Annotated in this window: 13 protein-coding genes; all 13 read left to right on the top strand. The window is 44.0% G+C overall.

Features of this window, described 5'->3' with window-relative positions:
* Positions 1 to 15 precede the first annotated feature (15 nt).
* The 13 genes from MKY23_RS15990 (at position 16) to MKY23_RS15930 (ending at position 11,724) form a co-directional block, all read left to right on the top strand.
* Positions 16 to 582, top strand: coding sequence for a GNAT family protein (locus MKY23_RS15990; RefSeq protein ID WP_154983480.1), 567 nt, complete (start codon positions 16 to 18; stop codon positions 580 to 582).
* Positions 583 to 615: 33 nt separating this feature from the next.
* Positions 616 to 876 (top strand): hypothetical protein, encoded by a 261-nt coding sequence (locus MKY23_RS15985; protein WP_154983479.1) that lies wholly within the window; start codon positions 616 to 618, stop codon positions 874 to 876.
* A gap of 67 nt (positions 877 to 943) precedes the next feature.
* Positions 944 to 1,498 (top strand): GNAT family protein, encoded by a 555-nt coding sequence (locus tag MKY23_RS15980; protein ID WP_154983478.1) that lies wholly within the window; start codon positions 944 to 946, stop codon positions 1,496 to 1,498.
* Positions 1,495 to 2,106: a C39 family peptidase gene (locus MKY23_RS15975; protein ID WP_339830766.1), complete on the top strand. Its 612-nt coding sequence runs from the start codon at positions 1,495 to 1,497 to the stop codon at positions 2,104 to 2,106. Before MKY23_RS15980 ends, MKY23_RS15975 begins: the two co-directional genes overlap by 4 nt.
* A 186-nt stretch (positions 2,107 to 2,292) precedes the next feature.
* Positions 2,293 to 2,691, top strand: coding sequence for a DUF2500 domain-containing protein (locus MKY23_RS15970; protein WP_090916558.1), 399 nt, complete (start codon positions 2,293 to 2,295; stop codon positions 2,689 to 2,691).
* A 192-nt stretch (positions 2,692 to 2,883) separates the two neighbouring features.
* Positions 2,884 to 3,633, top strand: a complete 750-nt coding sequence (locus MKY23_RS15965; protein ID WP_339830762.1) for a glucose 1-dehydrogenase — start codon at positions 2,884 to 2,886, stop codon at positions 3,631 to 3,633.
* Between the two features lie 146 nt (positions 3,634 to 3,779).
* Complete coding sequence (locus MKY23_RS15960; protein ID WP_339830760.1) at positions 3,780 to 5,540, top strand: hypothetical protein; 1,761 nt, start codon at positions 3,780 to 3,782, stop codon at positions 5,538 to 5,540.
* Between the two features lie 178 nt (positions 5,541 to 5,718).
* Positions 5,719 to 6,141, top strand: a complete 423-nt coding sequence (locus MKY23_RS15955) for a cell wall hydrolase (RefSeq protein WP_251503986.1) — start codon at positions 5,719 to 5,721, stop codon at positions 6,139 to 6,141.
* 183 nt (positions 6,142 to 6,324) lie between these two features.
* The gene (gene gerQ / locus MKY23_RS15950; RefSeq protein ID WP_251504651.1) at positions 6,325 to 6,732 is read left to right on the top strand and encodes a spore coat protein GerQ; all 408 of its coding nucleotides are present in this window, start codon (positions 6,325 to 6,327) and stop codon (positions 6,730 to 6,732) included.
* A 206-nt stretch (positions 6,733 to 6,938) separates the two neighbouring features.
* Positions 6,939 to 8,507 (top strand): sigma-70 family RNA polymerase sigma factor, encoded by a 1,569-nt coding sequence (locus MKY23_RS15945; protein ID WP_339830755.1) that lies wholly within the window; start codon positions 6,939 to 6,941, stop codon positions 8,505 to 8,507.
* 490 nt (positions 8,508 to 8,997) lie between these two features.
* Entirely contained in the window at positions 8,998 to 10,290 is a 1,293-nt protein-coding gene (locus tag MKY23_RS15940) for a hemolysin family protein (protein WP_221789452.1), read from the top strand.
* 456 nt (positions 10,291 to 10,746) lie between these two features.
* Complete coding sequence (locus MKY23_RS15935) at positions 10,747 to 11,436, top strand: type II CAAX endopeptidase family protein (protein WP_221789454.1); 690 nt, start codon at positions 10,747 to 10,749, stop codon at positions 11,434 to 11,436.
* An 81-nt stretch (positions 11,437 to 11,517) separates the two neighbouring features.
* A complete protein-coding gene (locus MKY23_RS15930; protein ID WP_154957315.1) occupies positions 11,518 to 11,724 on the top strand; it encodes a hypothetical protein in 207 nt (68 codons plus the stop codon).
* Positions 11,725 to 12,029: the final 305 nt, after the last annotated feature.

Here is a 12,029-nt window from a genome sequence, read left to right as displayed (position 1 = left end):
TTGGGAGGGTTCAACATGTTTAAGCACACCTTAGATGTTACGGATACAGCGTATCTATCGCTGTTTACATCCAATGACGCAGCAGCGTTATTTCAGTTGATTGATCGTAACCGGGAACATCTCGGAGCTTGGCTCAGAATTCCTGACATGACTTTGACTGAAGAGGATTCAGCCGGTTTTATTGAACGAACTCGTCTGCGTTACGCACGAGAGGAAGGATACTGGTTAGGGATCTGGTTCCAAGGTGAACTGGCGGGTTCGATTGGATATTGTGATATTGACCTTGAAAACAGGAAGGCTGAGATTGGTTATTGGCTTGGTCAGGAATATGAGGGGAATGGACTCATCACGAAAGCAGTCAACGTACTGATTGAGCACGCTTTTGAGCAGCTTGGATTAAATAAAGTGGAGATTGGTGCGGCAACGGACAATCGGAGAAGTCGTGCTATACCCGAGAAGCTGGGTTTTCAACGTGAAGGTGAGCTACGAGATTATGAGTTTTTGAATGGGAGATTTCTACATCGAGTGATGTACGGCCTAAGGACTGAGGAATGGCATTCTATCGATTCACAGCGAGATTAGAGCTTATAAGACGACAACAGGAGGAATATTCTAATGAGTAAACTACCTTTATTTGTAATCACAGGCGCGAGCGGTACGGGCAAAACAACGGTGTCATCGGCCACGCGTGAAATGCGGTTGCAGGCACGGGGCTGGGACGAAAATGCGATTGAAGATCATCGTAATTTTGCGAACTGGTTGTTGCAGAACGCGGATAAAGCCTTTGACCCGGCGATGCCAACGGTGGATACAACCGATTTGTCTTCTGAGGAAGCGGCAAAACAGATTGAAGAGTGGGTCAGAGCGAACTGGTAGAAAAGTTGGATGTCTCGATGACGAAAATGTTTAGAACGTAACATATATGGATGATCGGAGGGTTCGCATGCTCCCTTTTCAAGTCAATGATTCTATTCAGTTAAAGCTTATACAATCACAAGATCGAGATGAACTATACTCCTTAATTGATGAGAACCGAGTGATTCTAAGAAAGTGGCTGTTGTGGGTTGATAAACGACAATCTCCTGAGGATTTGGATACTGTCATTGAAATGTGGACACGTAACTACGAAGAAAGAAATGGTTTCGATGCAGGAGTATGGTTTAACGAAGAGTTGGTGGGTATGATAGGTTTGCATTATATCGATTGGAAAAATAAAGTGACGAGCATTGGATATTTCCTATCGGAATCGGCTCAAGGGAAAGGCATTATCACAATATCCATTCAAAAATTGAGTACATATCTGTTTAATGATCTGAGATTAAATCGAATTATTATTCAATGTTCAGAGAACAACATCAAAAGCAGAGCCATACCTGAGAAGATGGGATTTATAAACGAGGGCATATCCAGACAGGCTCAGTGGTTATATGATCATTATGAGAACATTGTGACGTACAGTTTATTGTCCAGTGATTGGCAGGAGGAAGGTTCGAAATGATATTCAACATGATCTTATGGCTGGCAATCTTCTGGTTAATTTATCGCTATTATAGTCTTCCAAAGAAAGATCATATGTACAGCGTAAAAATACCCTCTACATACTTCATTTCGTCCCCCAATAGGACGGAGGTACAGAAGAACGTCGAATGTGCTGCATTTTCCAGTGCGTATGTGTTAAGACATTTTGGTATCGAATCCGAAGGAGATGAGCTTTATCGGAGGTATCCGCGCAAATTACTGGATGGCACCTTTTATCCAAAAGCGATAATTGTGTTTTTCAAAAAACTCGGCTACTCTGCAACGTATTTGCGTGGTAATGTCACTACGTTAAGAAAGCAGATCAGCCGCGGCGTGCCTGTCATTCTGTTCATCAGGGTTCATTCGGACCGGCGATTTTTGCACTTTGTGCCTGTTGTCGGGTATGATGAAACTCATTTTTATCTGGCAGAGTCTCTGGATTTCAAGCGAAATTGTGATGAAGTGCATTACAATCGAAAGATAAGCGTAAATGAACTGGAGTCGTTATGGAACACATGGCTTCCTTTCACTCGCAACTCCTATATCGTGATTGAGCCCAAACCTGATTCTTTAGATAAATCTGCGTAAAAAATTGTGCTATAGAACGGTTGAAGCGTGGCTGAGTTATGTTCAAGATCTAATCGATCGTGCTACACCTAAGATATACGATGTAAATATTTCATCAGGTTAACAAGTTCTGTGTTCGTCCGCATATACATTACAGAAGACGGGTCAAGACTCCGGCTGTCCCAAGTATGAACGGAGGGGAGAGACATGGGCATTGAATCATCCTGGATGTTTGATTTGTTTGGAACCGTCTTTCCGGTGGCATTTGTCCTGATTCTGGGTATCGTGCTGTTATCAATGGGCAAAGAAGTATGGAGGTGGGGGCGCAACAATGCAGAGCCTCTGCTGACTGTACACTCTCGCATCACTAGCAGACGGGTTAAGATGAGCCAGTCGCCTTCCGAATCCGGCACCACAAATGCCGCACGAACGTTGTATTACGTCACTTTTGAAGTAGAGAGCGGTGACCGCTTGGAATTCAAAGTGAATGGCGAAGAGTATGGTATGTGTGCCGAAGGGGATGAAGGACGGCTCTCCTTCAAGGGAACCCGGTATATTGGATTTGAACGCACGAATCGTCTGTACACTGAACGTTTACGAGGTTAAAAGAAGTTGAAAATGGAGTAGCTTGCGCTCGAATGGCGTAAGCTTTTTTTGACGGATTAGGGGACAAGCGTTTCTTAAAGGGGCGAACGTGTTTGTATATTAGTATAGAGTTAGTGGAAATCGATAAGAAAAGAACGAGGTAATAAGTATATCAAATTAAAAAGAGAGTCTTACCAGAGGAGGAATATGGTCATGTCATTTACAGATCAAGTTGTTGTTGTCACGGGAGCGGCTCAGGGAATTGGACGAAGTGTGGCAGAAGCTTATGCGGTTGCCGGGGCTAGAGTCGTGCTTGCCGATGTTCAGGAAGCCGAGGGAGCAGCGGCAGCGGCTTCGATCCGCAATGAGGGCGGCGAAGCGATCTTTGTGCAGTGTGATGTGCGGAAAGAGCAAGATATTCAGCAGCTATTCGATACCACAGTGAAAGAGTTCAAACAGGTTGATGTATTGGTGAATAATGCTGGAGTGTCCAGGGGGGAATCGCCCTATGAGCTAACGGTGGATGAATGGGACGATGTGCTCAATACGAATGTAAGGAGCTGTTTTCTGGCAAGTCGGGAGGCGGCCCGGCATATGAAAAAAAATGAACATGGCGGTGCCATCGTAAATATGGCTTCGACCCGTTCACTAATGTCTGAGCCGAATAGCGAGGCATATGCCGCATCAAAAGGTGCAATTACAGCGCTGACACATGCGATGGCAGTCTCACTTGGTAAGGACCAAATTCGGGTCAATTGTATCAGTCCCGGCTGGATTGAGACTGGAGATGTGTCCAAACTCAAAGCGGAAGACCACGAGCAGCATCCATCCGGTCGGGTGGGGGTGCCATCGGATATTTCAAGGGCCTGTCTGTATTTGTCCGACCCTGCTAATACCTTTGTCACAGGGACTAATCTCGTAGTTGATGGAGGCATGACCCGAAAAATGATATATGAGGACTAGAACCGGGACGTCGCCCCGAAGCCGGTCTTTCGATATCCCTCGAAGCTGGAATAAGCCCAAGTTAAGCACTTGGGCTTATTTGTTTTTGATAACTCGGTTGCTATAATGAATGTGATTTTACAACAGAACAGGAATGGAGGGAGTGTATGTTCGGGAAAACGTCCCGGAAAGTATTTTGGCTGTTATTACTGATCGGAGGAATGATAATGATCGGGATCAAGTCACCTGCTACAGCTGAAGATGTGGATATACGGGCAGCCTGGGTATGGCAGGCACAGTCTGTTAAGAGTGCAGGAGATGAGCTGCTGGAAAATGCGGCTAAACATAAGATTAATCGGCTGTATGTAAACGTAGACACGACCATATCCAATGAGGTGTATCGAGCATTTATTGCCAAAGCGGATCGTAAAGGTATTGCCATTGAGGCACTGGGCGGTGATCCTTCCTGGGGTGTTCAAGGCCGCGAGGGTCCGATGCTTCGATTAACTTCATGGGTGCAGGATTACAATCAGGCTGTGGAAGCAAGTGAACGTTTTGATGCAATCCATCTGGATGTTAAACCATACGTGTTGCCTGCATGGAAGGAAGACGCCAAACCATTGGTGCAATCCTGGATCAGCAATATGAAAATGGTTTTAAATCAGGCCAAACAGGATGGCGGAATAGCCGTGCATGTAGATCTGCCTTTCTGGCTCGATTCATACACGGTCAAGGGTGATCGTACAGCAGATGATGCAGATAACGAAGCATTGTCACACTGGTTTATTCAAAATGTAGACCATGTGACCCTGCTTGCTTACCGGGATAATGCACAAGGAAGTAACGGAATTATTCGTATAATTGAACAGGAGATGCAGTGGGCAGACGCGAGCGGGACAAGTGTTACCGTGGGAGTAAACACCAAGCCGATGCCAGGTGAAGAGTTTACCAGTTTTGCGGGCAAAGGCTCAGCGCAGCTGGAGAATGCGCTCCAAGAGGTCGCAACTGCATTTCGGGAACATAAGTCCTATGCCGGTTCAGCTGTCCATGATTTGACGTATTGGGGGGAACTGGAGCCAGGAGAACAGACACCGCCAGAGAAACCAGTGAACCCTCCTGCCAGTGCACCTGAAATTCGCGGCACCTATATCTGGGAGGCTTCACAAGTGACGGATGATGGCGGCGATCACATTCTGGCTTTTGCCAAGCAGCAAAAGATTAACTGGTTATACGTACGGCTTGATCTGGATCAGCGCTACTCCAGTTATCGCAGTTTTGTAAAAAGAGCGAAAGCTCAGGGGATCGAAGTTCATGCGATGGGTGGACATCCGATCTGGGGCAAAAAGGAGAATCGTCCTCGGATCAAACGACTGATCGATTATGTGAAAAACTACAATGCCGAAGTGGAACCGGATGAGCGGTTCGAGGGCATCCATCTGGATATCGAGCCGTATACGTTGCCCGAATGGGAGGCTAACCGGAATACGTTGCTGACCGAGTGGGCATCGAATATCGCCTATTTCCAAGAAGAAACGAAGAAAGACAGCAGCCTTGAAACCAGTGCGGATCTTGCGGTGTGGCTGGATACCTACCCGCTACCAGGAAAGGATATCTCTGTTACCGAGTTCATGATTGATACGCTTGATCATGTATCCTTGATGGCATTCCGTAACACTGCAGAAGGTTCTAACGGGATTGCTGCAGTCGTAAGTCAGGAAATGGAGATTGCAGATCGTCTGGGTAAATCATTGCTTATTTCCGTCGAAATGAAAGAAAATTTTGAAGGTACACATATTTCATTTCACGAAAAAGGAGCCGATGAGATGGAGAGTCAGCTCATCAAACTGCCAGACCTGCTCTCTAAATACAAGGCTTACAAAGGCAATCTGGTCCATGCTTATGATTACTGGATTGAAGCCAAACCTTAACGGGATTCAAGAGCATAGCAAAATTAATTTGTGTTAGTTGGAAAAGGCTTTGGGACTTCACCTTGCGTGAGGTTCCGGGCTTTTTTTATGGAAAAAATCTGGAATTGTGTCACCGAATAGGCTCCTGCACAATACGATGTACGGTGATGAACAGCTGCTACAAGGGAGGGAACAGACGATGGCAGTAATTAAGACCAACTCGGAAGACGTCAAGCTCCTGGCTAGACTAATGCGTGCAGAAGCCGAGGGTGACGGGGAACAAGGCATGTTGCTGGTAGGCAATGTTGGCGTGAATCGTGTGCTGGCGGACTGCTTGGATTTTGGCAACATCCGTGATATGAACCGCATGGTCTTTCAGAATCCGGGGGGCTTTGAGTCGACGCAGAAGGGATACTTCTATCAGCGGGCGAGACAATCCGAGATTCGGTTGGCACAACGGGTCATTAACGGCGAGCGTTTCTGGCCGGCGAGCAACTCGCTATGGTTTTTCAGACCAGTTGGAGATTGTCCGGCGACGTGGTATAACCAGCCCAACACGGGACGTTTCAAGGCGCATTGTTTCTTTAGTCCAACCGGGGAAGACTGTCCGGACGTCTATTAATCCATTACCAATTTTCATATTCAGGGAGGAATTATTGTGATTAACACACCTTATCAACCAACTCAAACTATGGGGCAACAAGCCAACTCCGTATTGGGCGCACAAGCCAATTCAGTATTAGGGACACAAGCGAATTCTCAAGTTCAGGGAACATCTTATAAAGTCGGTAATGGCATGCCGTCGATGGCACCAACACCCGGCATGGTATCACCTGGCATGGTATCTCCTAGCTCCACCAGCGTACCGCCACTCGTATCCAGCGGAAGCCCAATGACACCGTCAGGAACGGTCGTTTCCACTACAGCTCCACAGTTTGAGCAATCATACATTGAAAATATTTTGCGTTTGAACCTGGGTAAATTCGGCACATTCTACATGACATACGAAGGAAACAAAGAGTGGAATGCTCGTATTTTCCAAGGGATTATCGAAGCAGCTGGACGTGACCACATCATTATCAGTGATCCTAAAACAGGCAGAAGAATCATGTTGCTGATGGTTAACTTCGACTATGCAACGTTTGATGAGCCATTGCTGTATCAATATCCGGGCGTTGTTGGCAACTATCCGCAAGCGCCAAGCAGACGTTAATTCTCCGTTAATACCAACACATAAGTCTATCCATGCTGTCCTGAATGCAGTTCACATCTGCAAACAGGACGGCTTTTGCATTTGTAGTCGAAAATAAAGTAACCTAATCAAGAGTTCAAGGCACTTACATATGAGAACACAAAAGTGAAGCAATAGATATACAAGTTCAGACAGTAATGAACGACAGATGAAGGGAGTCCGCGGTATTGAAATCATGGATTGAAGGAGCAATACAGGGAGAAACGGAAGCTTATGAGCAACTGGTGACGCATTTTCGAGGAATGGCACTTGCCGTGGCCTATCAGCAGTTACAGGATGCATATGGCGCGGAGGATGTTGTTCAGGAGGCGTTTACCGAAGCATTTGCCAATCTGTTCAAATTGGAGAAGCCGGAAGCTTTTCCGGGATGGTTCAAAATCATTGTTGAAAGGCAATGTTATCGCTGGCTCAGACGCAAGCGGCATTCGGTGGTTCCTATGCAAGAAGTAGAGACTGTATTCCTTGAAGAAGATCAGACCCGTAATCCAGAAGCTCAAGCGATCCAGAAGGAGTTGCAGGAAACGCTACGTCGTTCAATTGCCCAGTTGCCATCATCGATGCAAGTTGTGGTGGAGCTGTTTTATTTTCAAGGCTACACGCTCAAAGAAATATCGGACTTTCTTGATGTGAATGTATCTGCATTAAAGAAAAGGCTGTTTGATGCCCGAACAAAACTCAAGCGTTCACTGCCTATACGAAATCTGGCATCCGTGTTCAATGAACTTCATGAAGGAGGAAAAGGCATGTTGCATATTATGAATGGGGATCATGCGGCCAATCGCTTACGCGAAAGCGGTATACAAGGAGACATTCTCGTTTGGAGGGAATTGTACACGTATGGTCCTGTAACTACAGCTATGGCGGACAGGAGCGCACGTCAGCATCGTGCTGTTGTACTGGAAGAGGAACTGGGCATACCGCAGAAAGTATATTTGCAGATTGAGTCATTAGATGAGAAGCTTCGTTCGTTACAGCAGTATAAAGAGATTGTGTTATGGTTCGAGTATGACCTTTATGATCAAACGATGTTATCCTATTTGTTACATTATTTTAGCGGACAAGATCTACAGAACATACGTCTGAATCTCCTTTGCATCGATTCGTACCCCGAGGTAGAGCATTTCAGAGGACTGGGACAGCTTACTCCCAAGCAGATCGGAAGTTTGTCAGGCAACTGGCATGTCATTGAAAAACAGGAACTTCAGGCTGGAAAACAGTTCTGGGAAGCGTACAGTTCATCTGACATTTGGTTGCATCAAGAATACTTAAAGTCCGGAATGAATGAACTCCCATTTGCAAAAGCAGCATTCGAGGCGCATCTGTCCAGGTTGCCTTCCGTAACCAATGGCTTAGGTTGTATTGAACAGACCACATTGGAAACCATCAGAGCAGGTATTCATCGTCCGTACGACCTGTTTCGTAAGGTAGGAGACAAGTTGCATGTGCTCGGCATGGGTGATCTGGAATACTGGGCACATCTGAAGCGGATGTCGGAAGGGCCAGCTGCACTTATCCGCATGACAGGAGCGGCAAGTTTTCCGAAGTATAACCAGTATGATCAAGCATTTCGTGATGCTGTATTGTCTCTGACGGAACTCGGGGTTCAGGTAATGAATGGTGAAGTCGACTGGACTACCTTCAGAGAGGATGAATATTGGGTCGGTGGCCTACATGTTGAGAGCCATCATTTGACTTGGCGCTGGAACCCGGCTGAAAAGATGCTATGCGAGAAGTAAGAATCGTTCGAGTCTCAATTAAAAACAAGGAAGCATGATAAAGCTGTCCCGAGTGTAGAATAATTCTACTTGGGGCGGCTTTCTTCTTTCTAACACGCTTGCTTTCCCGGCAACGGAATATGTTTATCCAGGGGTACAGGCTTTTCTTAACGTAGCCAAGGAGATGTTTCGCGAAAAATAAAGATGACTTCCTGAATTCATAAAATGTGAATAAAACAGCGAAATCACTACTTTTGTAAACGAATTTTGTCGATTTGGCCTTTTAGGTGTCATAGGACACGGATTGACTGTGTAGTGTAGAATTATATAATAAAAGAAGTATATCCATGTTATTATGGCGCAAACAGCAGGAGGTGGAAGCATTGGGAAGTTGAAATTGCATATGAACGGCAGAATGGCTAATATCCTACATTTTCGAAGGAGGTGGACCTATTTGCCGAACGATAACGGCGAATAGGAAGAACATTTGAGTGACCCCTTACCGAGTATTATGAGCTTGTTTTTAATTGGTTTACTGGTATTAATGAATGGTTTCTTTGTCTCGGCAGAATTTGCAATGGTCAAGGTGCGGAGTAGCCGAATTGAGGCTTTAGTAGAAGCGGGTAATCGAAATGCGAAATATGCGTCAAACATTATTCGTAATATGGACGCGTATTTGTCAGCTTGTCAGCTAGGCATTACGTTAGCTTCACTAGGACTTGGATGGCTGGGAGAGCCCGTCATTGCACGACTGCTGGAGCCTGTATTTACGGCATTTGGACTGGGTCCGGTATATGTGCATGGCATCTCGATTGTCATTGCGTTTGTCATTATTACGATTTTGCATATTGTCCTGGGTGAACTGGCTCCCAAAACGATGGCAATCCGCAAGTCAGAGGCCATTACACTGTGGTCTGCGGCACTGCTGACCTTCTTTTACAAATTGATGTATCCTTTTATCTGGGTGCTGAACGGCATGGCTAATGCCTTGCTCAGATTGTTTCGGATGGCACCTGCTTCAGAACTGGATGAAGCGCATAGTGAAGATGAAATACGTATTCTCATGAAAGAAAGCAATAAGAGCGGTTTAATTGATAACACTGAATTAGCACTTGTTGATAATATATTTGATTTTACGGATACAACCGCCCGTGAAATCATGATTCCGCGGACGGAAATGATCTGTCTCAACGCCAATCAGTCCATGCTGGAAAATATGGAGATTGCGAGCGAAAGCATGCGTACCCGGTATCCGGTATATAACGGAGACAAGGACCATATTATCGGCTTTATTCACATTAAGGATCTGATGCGTTCACAGTTAACAGAAACCATATCCGTGATTCGTCCGATTCTGGCTGTGCCTGATACGACGTTAATTAGTGATCTGCTCAAGCGTATGCAGCGTAGCAAAACACAAATTGCTGTTCTGATCGATGAATACGGGGGAACCTCCGGCATGGTCACGCTTGAAGATATCATGGAAGAGATTGTTGGTGAGATTCAGGATGAATTCGATCAGGAACGTCCGACCATTGAACAAGTGAATGAGATGGAATACTCGATTGACGGATTAATGCTGATTGAAGAAGTTAGTGAACGATTCGGTATCGAGATGGATCGAACGGATTACGATACGATTGGCGGCTGGTTATATTCCAGAGTGGATGCGATTCCTCCTGAAATTGGCCAATCCGTGGAGTATGATGGATATCTGTTTATTATTGAGGAGACGGAACACAAACGAATCTCGCGTGTACATGTGATGAAGCTTGAAATGCTCGTTGAAGATGCAGGGGCATAGCTTCTCAAATGTATTATATTTATCCTTTAAGATACAAAGGTTTCGAAGTCTATAATTTGGGTTCTACACAAGAAGGCCGCTTGTTTAGCGGCTTTTTTGTGTATGGTTTTAGACAGTTGAGTGCGTGTCCTAGAGCCGTAGCCTAGTCAGTTATAACATCTTCTCGTGAGTTAACGCGTACTTTAGAATCGTTTAAGATATCTAAAATTAGGTCTGTCAAAGGGGTGTTATTGACATCCCATGTTCATTATAATATCCTTTACATGCTATAGCATGTATATAGCAAAATTTAACTTCCCTGAGAAATAGTGCTCTCTGGAGAAGAATAGCATCAATTCAAGTTCTCTAACAAGATTATTTTTTAAAATTTTGTGGAATTATATAGAATATCGAATTTATATTCTATATGAATAAACAATAGTGGGCACGATGAATTTTATACGAGGACTGATAAACGTGAGTAATAGGATTGGATGGAACAAAAAGGACTTTATAGGGGTATCTATCATACCTATAGAGATATTACTTGGCACAGTATTAGGACAATTCTCCTTAGAGAAAAATCAACTATTAGGCATAACTCTAAGTTTGGGTATCTTTCTTACAGGCTTTCTAGTTATGATATGGCTGTATAAAGATTTCTTAAGTTCCCAATGGAAACACTACAAACAAAATAAACTATGGATAAAATTGTTTTTCAACGCTTTACTTGTGCTCGGCGCTTTTGGAATTTTAAGTTTAACTCGTTCTCTTATGGATAAACCTTTGTCTGTTAATGATACATATAGTTTATCTAACGCGATGGTTAGTATGATGTTAATTGGTTCAATTCAGCCTTTTATTGCTCCATTCGCTGAGGAGTTGACCTTTCGTTATTTATTATTCGGAAAATTCAATTCAACCCTGTTAAAATTGTTGATGTTTTTTGTGTCTTCGATTTTATTCGGGCTAATTCATATCAATAATTTTAATGGCGACTGGATACAAACGATTCCTTATATGATCATAGGGGCATACTTTGCTGTGATATACCTCGTATATAAAAATATATGGTCAAATATAATCGTACACTGGATTTTTAATTCAATAAACTCTATTGTTCCAGCTATAACTATAGTTGTCATGAAGCTAATAGGAGCCGTTTGAATGTTCCTGCCAAGCAAAGATGACATCGGTACTATTTTTTTCTTAGGGTTCTTTTATTTTCATTGAATGAGGAGATCAAATATGGATTACATTATTCTAGCCGGCATTGTGGTTGCGGCGATTGGCTTGTTATTATTAATCGTAACAACCAAATATACAGGAGGGCCGAATTGGGGGTATCCTTATCGAACTACCAACAAAGCATTATCTGCTTTAGGGTGGTTATTTTTAATTATTGGCTTAGCAATTATCGTTTTTAAAGCAAAACTCAATGGACAATTGGATTAAATGGTCATGTTCAAACCGCAGTTGTGAGAAAAAAAACATATTCCATTGAAGTCGCAACAGATTACTGGAACCAAATGCTGCTTCAGGTTGACGCTGTAAGAACCTCATGGTATTATTCAATTCAATAAAAGAAGAGGAGGCTCGTTCCTATGATTCATTCCATACGGCTTCGATAAGCAGGTCAAAAAAAGCGGATTTTACCACAATCGTGGGCTTTTTTGATTTGCTTATTTTACGTATGGAGAGACATAGGTTTCGAATGGGGTAGTTTATTTGTGCTATGCTGATTCGAAGTGTCTTCTATA

The organism is Paenibacillus sp. FSL R7-0272, from assembly GCF_037969905.1.
GTDB lineage: Bacteria > Bacillota > Bacilli > Paenibacillales > Paenibacillaceae > Paenibacillus > Paenibacillus polysaccharolyticus.
This window is presented reverse-complemented; position numbering and strand designations above follow the sequence as displayed.

Excerpts from the sequence above, each read along its gene's own strand:
- MKY23_RS15960 (WP_339830760.1), top strand. The coding sequence starts at position 3,780 with ATGTTCGGGAAAACGTCCCGGAAAGTATTTTGGCTGTTATTACTGATC.
- MKY23_RS15990 (WP_154983480.1), top strand. The coding sequence starts at position 16 with ATGTTTAAGCACACCTTAGATGTTACGGATACAGCGTATCTATCGCTG.
- MKY23_RS15955 (WP_251503986.1), top strand. The coding sequence starts at position 5,719 with ATGGCAGTAATTAAGACCAACTCGGAAGACGTCAAGCTCCTGGCTAGA.
- MKY23_RS15940 (WP_221789452.1), top strand. The coding sequence starts at position 8,998 with ATGAGCTTGTTTTTAATTGGTTTACTGGTATTAATGAATGGTTTCTTT.
- MKY23_RS15965 (WP_339830762.1), top strand. The coding sequence starts at position 2,884 with ATGTCATTTACAGATCAAGTTGTTGTTGTCACGGGAGCGGCTCAGGGA.
- gerQ (WP_251504651.1), top strand. The coding sequence starts at position 6,325 with ATGGCACCAACACCCGGCATGGTATCACCTGGCATGGTATCTCCTAGC.
- MKY23_RS15930 (WP_154957315.1), top strand. The coding sequence starts at position 11,518 with ATGGATTACATTATTCTAGCCGGCATTGTGGTTGCGGCGATTGGCTTG.
- MKY23_RS15970 (WP_090916558.1), top strand. The coding sequence starts at position 2,293 with ATGGGCATTGAATCATCCTGGATGTTTGATTTGTTTGGAACCGTCTTT.
- MKY23_RS15975 (WP_339830766.1), top strand. The coding sequence starts at position 1,495 with ATGATATTCAACATGATCTTATGGCTGGCAATCTTCTGGTTAATTTAT.
- MKY23_RS15980 (WP_154983478.1), top strand. The coding sequence starts at position 944 with ATGCTCCCTTTTCAAGTCAATGATTCTATTCAGTTAAAGCTTATACAA.
- MKY23_RS15985 (WP_154983479.1), top strand. The coding sequence starts at position 616 with ATGAGTAAACTACCTTTATTTGTAATCACAGGCGCGAGCGGTACGGGC.